Origin of the sequence: Reyranella soli (assembly GCF_007992495.1) — a bacterium.
GTDB lineage: Bacteria > Pseudomonadota > Alphaproteobacteria > Reyranellales > Reyranellaceae > Reyranella > Reyranella soli.
Window position 1 is genome coordinate 89673 of sequence record NZ_BKAJ01000038.1, and the last position, 18146, is coordinate 107818.

Below are 18146 nucleotides of genomic sequence, written 5' to 3' on the forward strand. Positions count from 1 at the left end.
GTGAAGCCCTCCATTTCGCAAGCTGAGTCGCTGGCGTTTCTTGGTCCGGTTTGCGCGGTCATGAGCCTTGGATTCATTGTCCCGCTCGGATTTATTTTCTTCCGTAGCTTCACGATAGACGGCGTCTTCACGCTCGAAGGTTTCAGGAGCTTGCTCACGAGCCCGCTTTTTGTGCGGGTATTCTGGACGACTCTTGAAATCTCCCTGATTGCCAGCATTGTCGCGCTGGCCGTGGGGTATCCGGTTGCTCTTCACATATCGCGTCAATCCGAGAGAGTGCGCTCGCTCTACCTGATCATGGTCCTCCTGCCGTTCTGGACGAGCATTCTGGTGAAGAGCTACGCGTTCACGGTGATCCTCGGCGATGCCGGGCTGATCAACACCGCGTTGCGCGCTTTGCGCCTTCCTCAGTTTGAAATGATATTCAATCGGTTCGGGGTGCTCGCCGCATCGACGAACTTCCTCGTTCCGTTCGCGGTATTTCCAATCCTCGCCAACCTGCTTGCCCAGGATCCGAACCTTGGCAAGGCGGCGGAAGTGATGGGCGCGGGCCCGCTCAGGATATTCTGGCGAATTACCTTCCCGTTGAGCGGGTCGGGTGTCCTGGCCGGATTTATCCTTACGTTCGTCCTATCGCTGGGGCTCTTCGCGACACCAGCGCTCCTCGGCGGGCGTCACGACATGATGATGGCCAATCTCATCGATTTCTACACGAGGGATACCCTGAATTGGAACGCAGCGTCCGCCATCGCAGTGATTCTGCTGTTCACAAGCGCCGTGCTTCTTCTACTGCTGAACCGGGTCCGGGGCACAGAGAAATTTGCCTGATCCTAACGGCAAGCGAGAGACGAACTCCATGAACAGTCCGGCCAGGAAGCTAAATCTGGGCGCCATCGGGAAGCCCGTGCATTGGAGGTTTCCGCTGACGGGCATCATGGCCTGGTCCGCATTTGCTTTCCTGCTTCTACCCAGTCTCATCATTATCCCGATCTCGTTCGGTAATAAGAACCAGATCGTCTTTCCTCCGACGGCGTTTCATTGGGATCTTTACTATCTCTTCTTTACAACCTCCACTTGGATAGCGGCGACGACTCAGAGCGCCAAGGTCGCGCTGTTGAGCACCGCCATTGCGTTGACGCTCGGTACGCTGGCCGCCTACGGAATCGAGCGGTCGCGCTTGCGCGGAAAGCAGCTGTTGCTGGTCGTACTGCTGAGCCCACTTCTCATTCCTGGCGTGGTTACCGCCCTGGGTCTCTACTCGTACTTCGCCGTGATCGGGCTTTCAGGCAGCACCACCGCGCTTGTCATGGGGCACACCGTCTTCTTGTGCCCATTCGTCATCGTGACGGTTTCTGCGGGAATCAAGGAGCTCGACGGCAGCATTGAAACTGCTGCCTCGGTAATGGGGGCGGGCCGATTCAAGATCTTTACGGCGGTCGTGCTGCCGCAGCTGCGCCCTTCGCTGGTGAGCGCCGGCCTATTCTCCTTCCTCATGTCCTTCGACGAGCTGGTGATTTCCTGGTTCATATCTGGCGCGCAAACGACCACGCTTCCTGTGAAGATGTACAGCAGCGTCCAAACGGAGACGTCGCCAATTCTCGCCGCCATTTCGACGATGTTGACCATCCTGTCTGTGATCATCTGCCTCGGCGCCGAGGGCGCCAGGAACCTCAGGAAAAAGGCCGTTGCCGCAGACAGCTGAGATGATTTTGCAGACCATAGGTTCCCCTTGGCTGCGTGGGACAACATGGATACTTCGTCCCGGCGGGTCTTGTTGACGCCGTCCTGACCTTCCCCTGACCGACTGGAGATACTCATGCCGCTTGGCGCCCTGCAGCACTACACGATCGAACCTTCCGACCTCGAGCGCACCAGGAACTTCTACTGCGACGTACTGGGGCTCGAAAACGGCGAGCGCCCTCCGCTCGGCTTTCCGGGCTACTGGCTCTATTCGGGAGGTGTCGCGACAGTCCATCTCCTGGGCGAGCGTAAGCCGCGCGAGGGCATCGTCGTGAGGGGCACCAATGCCAGGTTCGAGAATACCGGCCGCTTCGACCATATTGCCTTCGCTGCCACCGACATCGACGGCGTTCGCAAGCGGCTCCAGTCGAACAACGTGACGTTCCGTGAGCAGACCATCCCGCGCACCGGCGGCCAGCAGATCTTTCTGTACGATCCCGATGGCGTCGGCGTCGAGCTGAACTTTCCCTCGGCAAACGCGCGCTGAAGCGCGCTGGCTTCGCTCGAGTTCGATATCCCTCCAGTCCGGTAATGACGCCACAAACGCGGTGCTTTCGATTCGAGCATCGGCAGATCCTGCCGCTCGTTCAGGATCGCGATGGTGTGTCGACGTTGACAGCACTGCTGGCACTCGCGTCCGGCGACACAAGGCGCGGCGTTATTATTGCGCGTCAGACCCCTCTACGGGGCGCAAAAACTCGCGAAAACGAAATCGAGGATCGCAACCAAAGTTATTGACTGGACTGCACTTTGGTTATATAGATGCTTCGTTGCACTGCTTACCGGTGTTCCCGCTCTATGCATCGTTTATCCGATCGCGTGCCAGACGGCTCCTGCCCGGGAGCTTGTCATCCCGTCCGGCTGCGTTCGGTCGGACGGGCGCAATGATCGTCCGTAAGGGGTGCCGTCAGCGGAGGGGCAGCAGAAAATGCATAAAATGCAGAAAATCCAAAAGCGGCGTGAATTCAATGGCCTGGCGGACACCGGCCGACCTGCAAAAAATATGCAGAAAATGCAGAAATTCACGAGCGAGGCGACTGCAGTGCATGCACTCTCCGGCAACGCACTGTGCTTGCGCGTCACGGCGCGGCGGCAGTCGCGAGCCTAGACGGGCTCCGTCCCCGCCACGATCACGCGATGCATCAGCCGTCGCTCGCCTTCGGGATAGTCGGCGTTGGCCTTGTGCATGGTGCAGCGGTTGTCCCAGATCACGATGTCGCCTTGCCGCCAGACATGGCGGTACTGGTATTTCATCTGCGTCGCGTGCTCGATCAGCTCGTCGAGCAGCCGATCGCTCTCGTCCAGATCGAGCCCGACGATGCGCTCCATGCGATTGGGATTGAGATAGAGCGACCGGCGATGCGTCTCCGGATGCGTGCGCACCAACGGATGCGTGGCCTCCGGCATTGCCGCCATCTCCTCGGCCGGCCGCGTCGAGACGTAGGTGAGCTTGCGCCGCGAATGGTATTTGTGGACCACCTTCAGCGGATCGATGCGCCGCTTCATGTCGGCCGGCAGGTCGTCGTAGGCGGCGTACATGTTGGTGAACTGCGTGTCGCCGCCCTTCGAGGGCACGACGACGCCGTAGAGCATGGTGAGCGAGCAGGGGGCGCGCATGAAGCTGTCGTCGGTGTGCCAGTTGGCGCCGTTCACAATCTTGCGGCCGTCACCCAGCGTGTCGCGGTCCTCGCTCGAGATGATGTTGACCTCGGCGCACTCCGGCGTGCGCTCGAGTTGCTTGCGCAACATCGGCACGCCGAACCGCGCCATCGCGTCGCGAAATGCCGGCGGCGCCAGCTTCTGGCCGCGTACGCACAGCACCAGATTGTCGTGCAGCACATCGACCAGCGCGGCCTGCGTTGCTGCATCAGGCAGCTGATTGAGGTCGATACCGCTGACCGCCGCGGCCATGTGGCCGCCGAGTTTCTCGGTCTGAAAACTCATGGCGTTACTCCCAAGATGCGCGATAACGTGCGCGCCCAATCGACGAATCTCAAGAGGGGGAACCCATGAAGCTCGCCTATTCACCCGCCAGCCCGTATGTCCGCAAGGTCAATGCCTGCGCCATCGCCCGCGGCATCGACAAGCAGGTCGAGCGCTGGAAGGTCGGCACGACCGATCCCGCGCTGCTCGACTTCAACCCGCTCTCCAAGGTGCCGACGCTGATCCTCGACGACGGCACTCGGCTCTACGACAGCCCGGTGATCTGCGAGTATCTCGACAGCGTCGGCAGTGCGCCGAAACTCTTCCCGGCGGCCGGCCCAGCGCGCTGGAAGGCGATCACCCAGCAGGCGCTGGGCGATGGCATTCTGGACGCCACCCAGCCGCGCCGCCGCGAGATCGCGCTGCCGCAGGATGACGGCCGCAAGGCCTACATCGAGCTGCAGCGGGGCAAGGTGAAGCGGTCGCTCGCCGAGCTGGAGAAGGACGCGGGTTCGCTCGGCGATCTCAAGACCATCGGCGAGATCACCATCGGCTGCGCGCTGGGCTATCTCGACTTCCGCTACGCCAACGAGCCGTGGCGCCCCGGCCATCCCAAGCTCGAAGCCTGGTACGCCAAGGTCGTGAAGCTGCCGCCGCTTGCCGAGACCACGCCGGTGGGGTGAGTCTCATTCTTGCCGGACCGCGGACCTCCAGGTCCGGAAGACGAAGATCATGAGCGGACCTGAAGGTCCGCGGTCCGGCAAGACTATCGGCAAGTGGCTTGCTCGTGTCGGGACATCGGACAAAACTCTTACACACGTCAGACAAGGGGCGACGATGCCGGCACGGACGGGCGAGCAATTCCTGAAGGGCCTGCGAGGCCCGCGCGAAGTATGGGTCGACGGCGAGCGCATCAAGGACGTCGTCGACCATCCCAAGCTCACCGGCGCCGCCCATGCGCTGGCCGAGGTCTTCGATCTGCATCACCAGCATCCCGACATCCTGCTGATGCCGGACGAGGAGACGGGCGAGCCGATCCCCGTCAGCCACATGATCCCGCGCTCGCGCGACGACCTCCTGCGCCGCAGCAAGGCACTGCGCCGCGTCGCCGAGTATTCGGTCGGCCTGATGGGCCGCACGCCCGACTACATGAACGTCACCTACGCCGGTTTCGCCGGCAATCGCGGCGGATGGGCCGACCACGGCAACGAGGCTGGCGCCGAGCGCCTGGTCGCCTACCAGAAATTCCTGCGCCGGGGCGACATCTCGCTCACCCATACCATCGTGCAGCCGACCGTCGACAAGGCGATGGGCGACGCGCCGCAGGCCGGCAACCCCTATGGGCTGCGCAAGGTCGGTGACACCGAGCACGGCATCGTCGTGCGCGGCGCGCGCATCCTCGCCACGCTGGCGCCGTTCGCCGACGAGATCGCGGTCTATCCCGCGCTGCCGCTGCCCGCCGGCGCCGACGCCTATGCCCTGTCGTTCTGCATCCCCATGAGCGCGCCCGGGCTGAAGTTCCTGTGCCGCGACAGCGCCTCGGCGTCGTCCAACCGCTTCGACCATCCGCTGTCGAGCCGCTTCGACGAGCAGGACGCCTTCGTCATCTTCGACGACGTCGAGATCCCGCGCGACCGCCTGTTCATCGACGGCAACCTCGCCGCCTACAACTCGGTGATGACGACGAGCTGGCCGGCCAACATCCAGCAGCAGACCATGATCCGCGCCTCGGTGAAGCTCGACTTCGCCTGGGGCCTGGCGCTGCGCGTGGCGGCCGCCATCAATGCCGCCGATCCCGAGACGATGCGCATGATCGGCGAGATCTGGAGCTATTCCGAGTTCACCCGCTCGGCCGTCGTCGCCGCCGAGACCGAGGCGCGGGAATGGCCGGGCGGCCTGTGGACGCCGGCGACGGCGCCGCTGCATGCCCTGCGGGCGACGCTGCCACTGTGGTTCCCGCGGGTGAACGAGATCCTGCGCCTGATCGGCTCGCACAATGTCTTCGCCACGCCGACTACCGCGCAGATGGCCGACAAGGACCTGCGGCCGCTGATCGACCAGTACCTGCCCGGCGCCAAGGGCATGCCGGCCGAGGAGCGCATTCGCATCTTCCGCCTCGCCTGGGACTTCGCCGGCAGCGCGCTTGCCAGCCGCAACGAGCAGTACGAACGCTTCTATCTCGCGTCCTCGCCGCGCAATCTCGCGCGCCACCTCGTCTTCACCGACCGCAACCGCGCCGACCGGCTGGTCGATCGCTTCCTGAAGGAACCGTACTGACCAGAGCGCGCAGGCGTGCGATAATCGGGGTCTTGCAAGGGGCAGGGACGGCATACGCCCGTTGCAGGAGTTTGGGGATTTTCGCGCGTTCGATCGAGAAGTCCACGTCAGCTTGGTTTCGTGTCAGGGGGTCAACGGCCAAGGCGGAGTTGAGGTGGTCGACAAGTTCTCGCTGCTTGCCAACACTGCGTCCGACTGGTGGTGGGAAATGGACGCCGAGTTGCGCGTCACCTTCCTGTCCGAGCGGTTCGCCGAACTGTTCGGCGTGCCGGTCTCATCCATCGTGGGAAAGCGCCGCTCCGAAATAACCCGGGCTGACGACGACACGCCCGAATGGCGCGCCCATCTCGACGATCTCGCGAACCACCGGCCCTACCGGGATTTCCTCACGACCTTCGTCGACGCGCGCGGCGTGTCGCGGCCGGTCAAGATATCGGGCACGCCCATCTTCGGGCCGGACGGCTGCTTCCAGGGCTATATCGGCGTCGGCCACGACCTCACCGAGCTGCGCCAGAAAGAGCACGAGGCCCTGCGCGAAGCCCACAAGCTCGCGTCCATCCTGGAGCACATCGACCAGGGCGTGGTCTACTTCGACGCCGACTTGCGCGTCGCCGCCTACAACCCTCCGGCCATACGCTGGCTGCAGCTCGAAGATGTCGGCGACCCGATGGGCCTGCATCACTCGGACCTCATGCGGCGGCTCGCCGAACGCGGCGAATTCGATCCCGAGGACAAGGAGGAGGCGGTTGCCTGGCGCGCAGCCGTCGTAAAGGCGGGCCACCACCTCGAGGGCGAGCGCGCGCGCCGCGACGGCCGCATCTTCGCCTATGCCTACAACCCGCTGCCCGGGGGCGGCGGCGTGCTGACCTTTTCCGACGTGACCGAAGCCCGCCGGCGCGAGGCCCGGCTGGCGCGCAGCGAGGAAGGCTTCCGCTATCGCTTCCGCAATCTGCCGTTGCCGGTGTGGACCTACAGTGCCAAGACGCTGAAGTTCCTCGACGTCAACGACGTAGCGATCGCCGAGTACGGCTATACGCGTGAAGAGTTCCTGTCGATGTCGGCCATCGACATGTGCGGCCCGGAAGGCGCCGAGCGGCTGAGCAAATGGCTCGCCGAGGGTCGTTCGTCAGGCTTCGAGCCCAATGAATGGTTCAATCGCCGCAAGGACGGCCGCATCCTCCAGGTCGAATCCTACGGTCGCGACATCGACTTCAACGGTGAGCCGGCCCGCATCACCGTCGTCATCGATGTCTCGGCACGCAAGGAGGCCGAGCGGCTGAACCAGCGGCTGGTCGAGACCTCGCAGGACCTGGTCTTCGTGACCGACAGCAAGGCCAAGCTCCTCATTGTCAGCCCCAGCGTCACGCGCATCCTCGGCTGGTCTGCCGAAGACATGGTCGGCGGCAACACCGCAGACTTCATGGCGCCGGAAGACCTCGAGGCGGCTCGACGGGCGTTCAAGGGGGCGAAGCGCGGCCTGCCGGTCTCCAACCACAGGTCCCGCTACCGGCACAAGGACGGTCGGCTCGTCTCGCTGCTGTGGATGGGCATGTGGTCCGAGGCCGATCGCCGTCACTACATGGTCGGCCGCGACATGACCGACATCGACCGCACCGAGGCCCAGCTGCACGAGGCGCAGAAGATGGAGGCGGTCGGCCGGCTCACCGGCGGCGTCGCGCACGACTTCAACAACATCCTGATGGTCATCATGGCCAACGTCGACGAGCTGGCCGAGGACGACCGAATGCCGCCGGACCTCGGCAAGCGGATCACGCGCATCGCCCAGGCGACCCATCGGGCTTCCGACCTCACGCACCAGCTCCTGGCGTTCGCGCGCCGCCAGACGCTGCGGCCGCAATGGACCGACGTGAACGACCTGGTATCGGCCACCACGCGGCTGATGCGCCGCGCGCTGGGCGAGACGGTGAGGATCGAGAGCGTGCTGGCCGACGCCATGTGGCCGATCGAGGTCGATCGCGGCCAGCTCCAGTCGGCGTTGGTCAACATCTGCATCAACGCCCGCGACGCCATGCCGAAGGGCGGCACCCTGCTGATCGAGACGCGGAACGTCGCGTTCGACGCCGACTATGGCAGGCACAATCCCGACGCCGTTGCCGGCGACCATGTCCTGATCTCCGTCACCGACACCGGCACGGGCATCGCGCCGGAGATCCTGGACAGGGTCTTCGAGCCCTTCTTCACCACCAAGGAAGTGGGGCGCGGCACCGGGCTCGGCCTCAGCATGGTCTACGGCTTCGTGCACCAGTCGCGCGGCCACGTGAAGATCGAAAGCGCGCTTGGCCGCGGCACGTCGGTGCGCATCTACCTGCCGCGCAGCACCGAGAACCGACCGGCCGAAGCGGCTGCCGCGCGTCCCGCCGAACCGCATGGCACGGAGAACATCCTGCTGGTCGAGGACGATTCCAAGGTCCGCATGTCGGTCGGCGAACAGCTCCGCACCCTGGGCTATCGCGTCACCGAGGCGTCGAATGGTCCGGCGGCGCTTGGCATGCTGGAGACGGCACAGCATCCCTTCGACCTGATGCTGACCGATGTGGTCATGCCCGGCGGGATGTACGGCGATGCGCTGGCCGACGCGGTCGCCGAGCGCTGGCCGGAGGTCAAGATCGTCTTCATGTCGGGCTATACCGACAGCGCCAACGAGTTGCGCGGCCGGCTCGATCGCGACGTCCTGCTGCTCGACAAGCCTTTCCATCGCCGTGAACTGGCGCAGGTCCTGCGGCTCGCGCTCGACGCCCGCGCCGGCGCGCGATCGATCTGAACCGGCGAGGCAACCGCGTCCAGGTGGCCACGTTCGCTGGGCATGGCCTCTCAGCGCAGGAAGCGCCCGGGTGACGTCCGCATCGGCCTTTCGGGCTGGACCTACAAGTCCTGGCGCGGTCGCTTCTATCCCAAGGGACTGCCGCACAAGCGCGAGCTTGCGCATGTCGGCTCGGTGTTCCCCACGGTCGAGATCAACGGCACGTTCTACAGCATGCAGCGCCCCGAATCGTTCGGGCGCTGGGCCGAGCTGACGCCCGACGACTTCGTCTTCGCGGTCAAGGGGCCGCGCTTTCTCACCCACATGAAGCGTCTCAACGAGCCGCTGGCGCCGCTGGCGAACTTCGTCGCTTCCGGCGTGCTGCGCCTCGACGGCAAGCTCGGCCCGATCCTGTGGCAACTGCCGCCGAGCTTCCGCTTCGATCGCGACAAGCTCGACGCCTTCTTCCGGCTGCTGCCGCGCGACACTGCGGCGGCGGCGAGGTTGGGGCGCCGCCACGATCATCGGCTGAAGGCGCGGGCCTGGCTGCGCGCCGGTCCCGGGCGACATCGGCTGCGCCATGCAATCGAAGTCCGCCACGACAGCTTTTGCGACCCGGCCTTCATCGACCTGCTGCGCCGCCACGACATTGCCCTGGTCTGCGCCGACACGGTCGACTGGCCGCTGCTGATGGATCTCACGTCCGACTTCGTCTATTGCCGCCTGCACGGCTCGCGCGAGCTCTATCGCAGCGGCTACAGCACCGCCGAGCTCGGCCGCTGGGCGAAGCGCATTCGCGCCTGGCGTGACGGCAAGCCGATGCGCGACGGCACCTTCGTCGGCACGCCGGCCAAGGCCGAACCACGTGACGTCTATGTCTACTTCGACAACACCGACAAGCTGATGGCGCCGCGCGATGCGCTGGCGCTGATGCGCCGCCTCGAGGAGGGCTGACATGCCTGCCGCCGCCACGCAGCTCAAGGCTGTCGCCAAGGAGGCGGCGTCGTGCACGCGCTGTCCGCTCTACCGCAACGCCACCCAGACGGTGTTCGGCGAGGGGGCGGCGCGGGCGACCATCATGCTGGTGGGCGAGCAGCCGGGCGACCAGGAGGACCTCGCCGGCCACCCGTTCGTCGGGCCGGCCGGCAAGGTGCTCGATCGCGCCATGGCCGAGGCCGGGCTCGATCGCAAGAAGGTCTGGCTCACCAACGCCGTGAAGCACTTCAAGAACGAGCCACGCGGCAAGAAGCGCCTGCACAAGCGGCCCAACCGCTACGAGGTCGAGGTCTGCCGGGTCTGGCTGCGCCAGGAGATTTCCCTGGTGAAACCGCAGCTCATCCTGGCCCTGGGGGTGACGGCGGCGATTGCCCTGGCGGGCCGCCCGGTGGTGCTGTCGCGCGAGCGCGGCAGGGTCATCGAGCTGGAGGATGGCCAGCGCGGCATGGTGACCACCCATCCCTCGTCGATCCTGCGCATGCCCGACCCGAAGGCCCGACATGCAGCCTTTGCGGCCCTGGTGAAAGACCTCAAAGCGGCTGTGAAAGCCGCCTGAACGGCCGTTGCAATGCATCGCAGTCTGGCCAAATCTATGCCAGGTGACAGTGCAGGAGACGGCCGATGAGCGATATCGACGTCAAACCCGATACCATTGCCAAGCCGAAGATCGAGCAGCCGCGGCTCCACAAGGTGATCCTGATCAACGACGACTACACGCCGCGCGAGTTCGTGACAGCCGTATTGATGATGGTGTTCCATATGAGCGAGGACCAGGCCTATCGCATCATGATGACGGCGCACCAGCGCGGCGCCTGCGTCGTCGCCGCCTTCACCCGCGACATCGCCGAGAGCAAGGCGACCGAAGGCACCAATGCCGGCCGCCAGAATGGCCACCCGCTGGAATTCACGACGGAGCCGGAGGAGTAGGGCTGGGGGCGCGCCACTCCAGTGGCGCGTCTTCTCGCGGTCCAGAAGACATGACGCGCCACTGGAGTGGCGCGCCCCCGGCAAATCATCCGTGTAACAACCCCGCCGCCTCGACGCCGGCGATGCACACCGCTTCGTCCTCGTCGCCCGTGCCGCCGCTGGCGCCCGCGGCGCCCAGCACGCTGCCGTCCTTGTCCTTGATCACCACCGCGCCGGTCTGCGGCAGGAACTTGCCCTGCGCCGTCGCGGACAGCGCGCCGAAGAACTGCGGGTTCTCCTTGGCCCGGGCGAGCAGCGTGCGGCTCGCCACGCCCATGCCGACCGAGGCGTACGCCTTGCCAATGGCGACATCGCAGCGGAACATGCTGGCGCCGTCCTCGCGCTGCAGCGACTTCACATGACCCGACTGGTCGAGCACGGCGACGGCGAGGGGCTTGATCTTCATCTCGCGCGCCTTGGCGAGAGCCACTTCGACGATCTTGTTGGCTTGCGTGAGGGTCAGGGTCGACATGGGTGTGTTCCGTTTCGAGTGAGTTGTCGTGAGTTGAGCACGAATTTGCGTGGCATGCATTTTGCTGACTTCGAACGGTAACGGGGAAGAAGGGGGCTGACATGCTGAATCGATGGTTGGCGGGGTTGGCGCTGACGGCCGCTCTCGCATCCGGCGCTGCTGCGCAGGATCTGCCCAAAAGCCAATTCAAGGTCATCGGGCTCAACAGCCCGACGCCGGTGTCGATCCACGACGAGCTGCCGTTCTGGCGCAAGACCATCCCGGAAGCGTCGAAAGGCGCCATCACGGCCGACATCACGCCGCTCGACCAGATGAGCATCGACGACAAGACGATGCTGCGGCTCTTGAAGCTCGGCGTCATGGATTTCGGCGCCATGGACATTTCCAAGATGGCGGGCGACGACCCGCGCTTCGAGGCCTGTGATCTCGCCGGCCTCACCCTCGATCCGGACAAGGCACGGGCGGCCTGCAATGCCTACCGCGCGGTGATCGACCGGCAGATGCAGAAGAACTGGAACGTCAAGCTCCTGGCGTTCGGCGGCAACACGCCCCAGGTATTCTGGTGCAAGGACGTCGCGACCGGCCTTGCCGGCTTCAAGGGCAAGAAGGTCCGCGTCTTCAACAACACCATGCGCGACTTCCTGGCCGGCGTCGGCGCCACGGCGGTCAGCATGGCCTTCGCCGAAGTCGTGCCGGCGCTCTCGGCCGGTGTCGTCGATTGCGGCGTCACCGGCAGCCTGTCGGGCAACACCGCGGGCTGGGCCGAGGTGACCAAGTCGATCTATCCGATGTCGCTCGGCTGGAGCATCAACGTGCTGGCCGTCAACCTCGACAGCTGGAAGCGGCTCGACCCCAAGACCCAGGCCTTCCTGCTGGAGCAGTTCAAGGCCTACGAGGACAAGATGTGGGCGACCGTTAAGACGACGACCTCGGAGGCCGACAACTGCAACACCGGCCAGCAGCCCTGCACCATGGGCAAGCTCGCCAACACGACCATCGTCGCGGTGAAGCCCGAGGAGATGGAGACCCACAAGAAGCTGGTCGAGGGTGCCGTGCTGGCGGGCTGGGCCAAGCGCTGCGGCGCCGAATGCGCCAAGGAGTGGAACGAGACCGTCGGCAAGGCGCTCGGCCTCACGGCGCCCACGCCGTAAAGACCTTGGACGCATGAAATACCTGCAAACGATCGCGGGAGAAATCTCCCGCGTCGGCGCGATCGTGGGCGGCGCGATGCTGCTGGTGGCGTCGATCCTGATCTGCATCGACATCACGCTGCGCTACACGGTGTCGATCACGCTTGGCGGCGCCGACGAGCTGTCGGGCTATGCGCTGGCCATCTCCAGCGCCTGGGGCTTTTCCTCCGCGCTGCTCAGCCGCTCGCACATCCGCATCGACACGGTCTATGTGCGCATCAAGTCGATCGGCGCGCGGGCGATGCTCGATCTCATCAGCCTCGGCACCTTGCTGGGTTTCTTCGGCATGGTCACCTGGTACGCCTGGGGCGTCGTCTGGCAGTCCTGGGTATCGGGCTCGCGCTCGCTGTCGGCCATCGAGGCGCCGCTGGTGATCCCGCAGGGCCTGTGGTTCGCCGGCCTGCTCTTCTTCGTCCTCCTGTCGGTGCTGCTGCTGGTGCGTGGCCTGCTGGCCTTCATCGCCGGCGACTACAACGGCCTGTTCGCGCTGATCGGCTCGAAATCGGCGCTGGCCGAGGCCGAGGAGGAGATCGCCGCCGTGGCGCACGGGCTCGAGCAGGAGAAGAAGCCATGACCGCGGGCGTCTCCCTTGTCGTGCTGCTCTTCCTGCTCGGCAGCTCGATCGCGGTCGCAGCCGGCATGGGCCTGGCCGGCGTGATCCTGAACCAGTTCTATTCGACGATGCCGATGAGCCGTATCGTCGGCGAGCTCACCTGGTCGACCACCAGCAACTTCATCCTGACGGCCATTCCCTTCTACATCATGTTCGGCGAGATCCTGCTGCGCAGCGGTACGGCCGAGCGCATGTATGCCGCCCTGGTGCAATGGTTGTCGTGGCTGCCCGGCGGCCTGATGCACTCCAACATCGGCTCGTGCGCCCTGTTCGGCTCGGTCTCCGGGTCGAGCGTCGCCACGGCGGCGACCATCGGCGTCGTGGCGATGGGCGAGATCGACAAGCACAAATACAACGAGCCGCTCTTCCTGGGAACGCTCGCCGCCGGCGGCACGCTCGGCATCCTGATCCCGCCCTCGATCAACATGATCATCTACGGCGTGATGACCGACACGTCGGTGCCCAAGCTTTATCTGGCTGGCTTCCTGCCAGGCTTCATCCTGACGGTGCTGTTCAGCCTCACCGTGCTGGTCGCCTGCATCTGGAAGCCGCAATGGGGCGGCAACCGCATCGAGACCAACTGGGAGATGCGCATCAAGCTCTTGCCCGACCTGCTGCCGCCGCTGGTGCTGCTGCTGATCGTGATCGGCGCCATCTTCTTCGGCGTGGCAACGGCGACCGAGGCGGCTGCCGTCGGCATCGTCGGCGCGCTGGCGATCACCGCATGGCGCGGCCGGCTCTCGTGGCGCATGCTGCGCGACGTCTGCGAAGGCACCGTGCGCACGACGGCGATGGTGGTGGCGATCCTGGTCGGCGCCTTCTTCCTCAACGTCATCATCCAGACGATCGGCCTCACCCAGCAGCTCAGCAAGCTGATCTCGGCCTACCAGCTCTCGCCGCTGCAGGTCCTGATGGCGGTGATCGTCCTCTACCTCGTGCTGGGGACCTTCATGGAGGAGCTTTCCATGATGATCTCGACCATCCCCATCACCACGCCGCTCATGGTGCAGGCGGGCTACGATCCGGTCTGGTACGGCATCCTGCTGGTGCTGCTGATCCAGACGGCGATGATCTCGCCGCCCTTCGGCATCAACCTCTTCGTCATCCACGGTATCCGCGGCCGCGGCACGCTCTCCGATGTCGAGAAGGGGTCGGCGCCGTTCGTGATTGCCCTGCTGGCCATGATCGCCATGATCTGCGTCTGGCCGGACATCGTGATGGTGGCCGTGCGCTGGTTCGGCTGAGCTGGGGGCGCGCCACTGGAGTGGCGTGCCCTCCAACACTACAGCGTGATCACGATGTTGCCGCCGCCGTCGCGCTCGGCGTGGGCACCCGGCGGGACGACGCAGGTCGAATCGTATTCCTCGACGATCAGCGGGCCGTCGCGGCCACCGGCGAGGTCGGCGCGGCTCAGCACGGGCGTTTCCAGCCAGCCATGGGAGTCGCCGAAATAGGCCTGACGCGAGGTCTGCGTGGCGCTTTCGCGGCGGCTCGACACGACGCTTTGCGGCACGCCGCTGCCCTCGCGCAGGCCCGACCCGACCAGCTGGATCGAGACCAGTTCGACCGGCTCGTCCGGCCCGGCGCGATGGCCGTAGGTCCGTTCATGCTCTTCGGCGAAGGCCTGTTCGAGGTGCGTGGCCATGCGCGCATCGATGGCACCGTCGGGCACCGGCGCCGTGAGCTCGTAGCTCTGGCCCTTGTAGTGCAGGGCCGCCGATCGCCTGAGACGCGCGCGCTCGCCGGTAAAACCCTCGGCGGCAAGCTGGTCGCTCGCCTGCCTGGCCAGCGCGTCCCAGGCGGCGGCGATTTCGCCCATGTCTGCCTGGCGCAGCAGCCGCCGGAAGGTGCGGGCGTAGTGGTGCTCGACATCGGCATAGAGCAGGCCGAACGACGAGAAGAGCCCGGCCGACGGCGGTACGACCACGCGGTTGATGCCCAACGACGCCGCCATGCCGGCGGCGAACAACGGCCCGTTGCCGCCGAAGGCGAACAGCGCGAAGTCGCGCGGGTCGCGGCCGCGCTCGGTCGACACCGCCTTGATGGCACGGATCATGTTGGAGGCCACGATCAGATGGGCGCCGTAGGCCGCACGCTCGATCGGCATGCCGAGCGGCTTGGCGATCTTTTCGGCAAACGCCGAACGCGCCTTCTCCGCGTTGAGCTTGAGCGCGCCGCCGACGAGATGCGCCGGGTTGATGTAGCCCAGCAGCACGTTGGCGTCGGTGATGGTGGGCTCTGTCCCGCCCTGGTCGTAGCAGACCGGGCCGGGCGAGGCGCCGGCGCTCTCAGGCCCGGCCTGCAGGGCGCCGCCGCCATCGATCCACACGTGCGAGCCGCCGCCGGCGCCGACCTCGGCGAGGTCGATGGCCGGCACCTTGAGCGTATAGCCGGCGCCCGTAAGCAGCCGCGAGCCGATCATGATGCCTGCACCCACGGCATATTCCTGGGCGCGCGCGACCTCGCCATGCTCGACCATCGAGGCCTTGGCGGTCGTGCCGCCCATGTCGAAGGTGATGATCTTGTCGAGATCCTTGGTGCGCGCCAGCGCCTGGGCCCCGACCACGCCGCCGGCCGGGCCGGATTCGATGATGTTCATCGGCCGCTCGGCCGCCGCGCCGTCGGTCGTCAGGCCGCCGTTCGACTGCATCAGCAGCAGGCGCGCTGGGATGCCGCCGGCGTCGAGCCCCTTGCGCAGTGCCCGCAGGTAGGTGGCGACGATCGGCATGACATAGGCATTGATCACCGTCGTCGAGGTGCGTTCGTATTCCTTGATCTCCGGTAGCACCTCGAACGACAGACTTTTAGGCAGGTGGGGGGCCTTGCGATCAATCACCGCCTTCAGCATCGCCTCGTGGACGGGATTGGCGAAGGAGTTCAGCAGGCAGACGGCAATGGCCTCGACCTTCTCGGCCAGCAGGGCGTCGACGGCCCGCTCGGCATCGGCTGGATCGAGGGCACGCTCGACATGGCCGCGATGGTCGATGCGCTCGTCGACCACCTTGCGCAGGTAGCGCTCGACCAGCGGCTCGGGCTTGGTCCAGCCGATGTCGTAGAGCTTGGGCATGCGCAGCGTGCGGATCTCCAGCACGTCGCGGAAGCCCTTGGTGGTGATAAGCCCGACGCGCGCGCCCTTGTGCTCGAGGATGGCGTTGGAGGCGACGGTAGTGCCGTGGCGGATCTCGTCGATGGCCGCACCGGAAAGGCCGGTCTCGCCAAAAACCTCGCTCAGCCCGTCGACGATCGCCTGGGCGTAATTGCCGACGCTGGATGAGATCTTCTTGGTATGGACGGTGCCGTCCGATCCAAGCAGCACGATGTCCGTGAAGGTGCCGCCGATATCGACACCGGCGCGATAGGTGACAGCCATGGGTTACTCGGCAGCGCGACTCAGCAGTTCGGGCTCGTGCCACTGTACCTTGGGCGTCTCGGTCCAGCCGCGTGCCCGACGGATTTCGTCGCGTCGCCGCGCCGTTGCCGCCGCATCGACCGTCCAGTTCGTGGTGTCGACGACCACGCCGTAGTCAGCCAGAGCCTTCTCGGCTGACAGAAGCTCATTGCGCACGTCGCGCAGCACGGCGGCTGGGTCTCGCTCCAGCGGATCACCCCAGCCGCCGGCACCCGCCAGCACGTGGCGGAACACGTCGCCTTTCTTGATAGTCATCGTGAGCTTGGACGGCAACAGGCGGTTCTCGCCGTCGGGATTCATGAAATTCTCCGACGGCGCGCCCGGGCTGCCGCCATAGAGGCCGAAGGGGCGATGGTCGCGCCGGTCCGAGCGGACCTGCAGCATGCCTTCATTCTCGAGGAACCTGTAGTCACGCCGGAACGGCACGCCGCCGCGATACTTGCCGGCGCCGGCGCGGTCGGCGACGAACTCGTAGGCCAGGAGCTGCATGGGCTGCTCGGCCTCGGTGACCTCGATCGAGTGCGAGGCCATGTTGGCGAACATGTGCGAGTTGCCGTCGAGCCCATCGGCCCAGGGGCGCGCGCCCCAGGCGCCGCAGGTGAAATCGACATAGACGAACGGCTTGCGCTCGGCGTCGTAGCCACCGATCGAGATGCCGGTGTTGCCGCCGTCACCCGCCGCCTTGACCTTGTCGGGCAGCATCATGGCGAGTGCTCCGAACATGCAGTCGACCATGCGGAAGCCGGTCAGGCCGCGCGCCGCGCACGCCGCCGGCAGCACGCCGTTGCCCACGGTGCCCGGCGGGCAGATCACCTCGATGGCGCGGAAGACGCCCTCGTTGTTGGGAATGCCGGGCGGCAGGACGGAGCGCACGCCGGTGTAGGAGGCGGCCTTGGTGAAGGAGAGCGTGTTGTTGATGGCTCCCTTGACCTGCGGATTGGTTCCCGTCCAGTCGACCACCATGTGGCCGCCCGTCTTGCGGACGGTGACGAAGAGGCGGATCGGCTTGCCGTAATCGACGCCGTCGTCATCGATCCAGTCCTCGAAGCTCCATTCGCCGTCGGGCAGCTTCTCCAGCGCCGCCCGCGTCAGCCGCTCGGCGTAGTCGATGACCTCCTTGAGATAGAACTTGGTCTTGTCCGGTCCATAGCGCGCGACGATCTCGGCGAATTGTGTTTCGCCGATATGGCAGGCGGCAAGCTGGGCGCGCAGGTCGCCGAACAGCTGGACCGGCAGGCGGACGTTCTTCTCGATGAACGTCATGATCGTCTTGTTGAGCTTGCCCGCCTCGTAGAGCTTCATCGGCGCGATGCGCAGGCCCTCGGCGTAGATCTCGGTCGAGTCCGACGCGTTCGAGCCGGCGACGCGGCCGCCGACGTCGATGTGATGGCAGACGGTGCAGGCGAAGGCCAGCCGCTCACCCTCATGATAGAGCGGCTTGAAGACGAAGATGTCGGGCAGATGCATGCCGCCGTCGAACGGGTCGTTCATGATGAAGACGTCGCCCGGCGCCATGTCGTCCTTGAAGTGGCGCATGATGGCGTCCATGGCTGTCGGCACCGAGCCGAGATGGCCGGGCAGGGTCAGGCCCTGCGCCGCGAGCTTGCCGTTGGCGTCGGCGAAGCCCGTCGAATAGTCCATGTTGTCCTTGAGCACGCCGGAGTAGGTGGTGCGGAACACCGTCAGCGCCATCTCGTCCGCGATCGAGAAGATCGCGTTCTTGAACAGCTCCAGCTCGATCGGATCGGAACTCAATGCCACTGATCCACTCCCTTCTGCCTAAAGCGACGCAATAGTCG

At 65.5% G+C, this 18146-nt stretch carries 17 protein-coding genes; 13 read left to right on the plus strand and 4 right to left on the minus strand.

The window, feature by feature from the left end; translation table 11 throughout:
- From RSO01_RS13415 to RSO01_RS47225, 4 genes are all read left to right on the plus strand, one after another.
- Positions 1-828 carry an ABC transporter permease gene (locus RSO01_RS13415; protein WP_246158378.1) on the plus strand — a complete coding sequence of 276 codons (828 nt, stop codon included), beginning with the start codon at positions 1-3 and terminating at the stop codon, positions 826-828.
- A 28-nt stretch (positions 829-856) separates the two neighbouring features.
- A complete protein-coding gene (locus RSO01_RS13420; protein WP_147149603.1) occupies positions 857-1702 on the plus strand; it encodes an ABC transporter permease in 846 nt (281 codons plus the stop codon).
- Between the two features lie 114 nt (positions 1703-1816).
- Entirely contained in the window at positions 1817-2227 is a 411-nt protein-coding gene (locus tag RSO01_RS13425) for a VOC family protein (protein WP_147149604.1), read from the plus strand.
- A gap of 450 nt (positions 2228-2677) precedes the next feature.
- Complete coding sequence (locus tag RSO01_RS47225) at positions 2678-2848, plus strand: hypothetical protein (RefSeq protein WP_170303037.1); 171 nt, start codon at positions 2678-2680, stop codon at positions 2846-2848.
- On the opposite strand, the gene RSO01_RS13430 is transcribed toward RSO01_RS47225, so the two are convergent.
- Entirely contained in the window at positions 2845-3684 is an 840-nt protein-coding gene (locus tag RSO01_RS13430; RefSeq protein ID WP_147149605.1) for a TauD/TfdA dioxygenase family protein, read from the minus strand. The genes RSO01_RS47225 and RSO01_RS13430 overlap by 4 nt on opposite strands.
- A 65-nt stretch (positions 3685-3749) precedes the next feature.
- On the opposite strand from RSO01_RS13430, the gene RSO01_RS13435 reads away from it, so the two are divergent.
- The 6 genes from RSO01_RS13435 to clpS all read left to right on the plus strand — a co-directional run bounded on the left by RSO01_RS13435 (position 3750) and on the right by clpS (position 10624).
- Positions 3750-4346 carry a glutathione S-transferase family protein gene (locus RSO01_RS13435; protein ID WP_147149606.1) on the plus strand — a complete coding sequence of 199 codons (597 nt, stop codon included), beginning with the start codon at positions 3750-3752 and terminating at the stop codon, positions 4344-4346.
- A gap of 154 nt (positions 4347-4500) precedes the next feature.
- Positions 4501-5940, plus strand: a complete 1440-nt coding sequence (locus RSO01_RS13440) for a 4-hydroxyphenylacetate 3-hydroxylase family protein (RefSeq protein ID WP_147149607.1) — start codon at positions 4501-4503, stop codon at positions 5938-5940.
- A gap of 154 nt (positions 5941-6094) precedes the next feature.
- On the plus strand, positions 6095-8722 hold the full coding sequence (locus RSO01_RS13445) for a PAS domain S-box protein (RefSeq protein ID WP_147149608.1): 2628 nt from the start codon (positions 6095-6097) through the stop codon (positions 8720-8722).
- Positions 8723-8764: 42 nt separating this feature from the next.
- Complete coding sequence (locus RSO01_RS13450; protein WP_147149609.1) at positions 8765-9655, plus strand: DUF72 domain-containing protein; 891 nt, start codon at positions 8765-8767, stop codon at positions 9653-9655.
- 1 nt (position 9656) lies between these two features.
- Positions 9657-10253, plus strand: a complete 597-nt coding sequence (locus RSO01_RS13455; protein ID WP_147149610.1) for a UdgX family uracil-DNA binding protein — start codon at positions 9657-9659, stop codon at positions 10251-10253.
- A gap of 65 nt (positions 10254-10318) precedes the next feature.
- Positions 10319-10624 (plus strand): ATP-dependent Clp protease adapter ClpS, encoded by a 306-nt coding sequence (clpS, locus tag RSO01_RS13460; protein WP_147149611.1) that lies wholly within the window; start codon positions 10319-10321, stop codon positions 10622-10624.
- An 85-nt stretch (positions 10625-10709) separates the two neighbouring features.
- On the opposite strand, the gene RSO01_RS13465 is transcribed toward clpS, so the two are convergent.
- A complete protein-coding gene (locus RSO01_RS13465) occupies positions 10710-11135 on the minus strand; it encodes a GlcG/HbpS family heme-binding protein (protein WP_147149612.1) in 426 nt (141 codons plus the stop codon).
- Between the two features lie 101 nt (positions 11136-11236).
- Here RSO01_RS13465 and RSO01_RS13470 point away from each other — a divergent pair, with 101 nt between their 5' ends.
- The 3 genes from RSO01_RS13470 to RSO01_RS13480 are packed head-to-tail and all read left to right on the plus strand — an operon-like array spanning position 11237 to position 14182.
- A complete protein-coding gene (locus RSO01_RS13470; RefSeq protein WP_147149613.1) occupies positions 11237-12286 on the plus strand; it encodes a TRAP transporter substrate-binding protein in 1050 nt (349 codons plus the stop codon).
- A 13-nt stretch (positions 12287-12299) separates the two neighbouring features.
- On the plus strand, positions 12300-12899 hold the full coding sequence (locus RSO01_RS13475; protein ID WP_147149614.1) for a TRAP transporter small permease subunit: 600 nt from the start codon (positions 12300-12302) through the stop codon (positions 12897-12899).
- Positions 12896-14182 carry a TRAP transporter large permease gene (locus RSO01_RS13480; RefSeq protein WP_147149615.1) on the plus strand — a complete coding sequence of 429 codons (1287 nt, stop codon included), beginning with the start codon at positions 12896-12898 and terminating at the stop codon, positions 14180-14182. Before RSO01_RS13475 ends, RSO01_RS13480 begins: the two co-directional genes overlap by 4 nt.
- 38 nt (positions 14183-14220) lie before the next feature.
- On the opposite strand, the gene RSO01_RS13485 is transcribed toward RSO01_RS13480, so the two are convergent.
- Together RSO01_RS13485 and RSO01_RS13490 are read right to left on the minus strand one after the other, a co-directional pair.
- Positions 14221-16308 (minus strand): hydantoinase/oxoprolinase family protein, encoded by a 2088-nt coding sequence (locus RSO01_RS13485; protein WP_147149616.1) that lies wholly within the window; start codon positions 16306-16308, stop codon positions 14221-14223.
- 3 nt (positions 16309-16311) lie between these two features.
- On the minus strand, positions 16312-18108 hold the full coding sequence (locus RSO01_RS13490) for a hydantoinase B/oxoprolinase family protein (RefSeq protein WP_147149617.1): 1797 nt from the start codon (positions 18106-18108) through the stop codon (positions 16312-16314).
- Between the last annotated feature and the right edge of the window lie 38 nt (positions 18109-18146).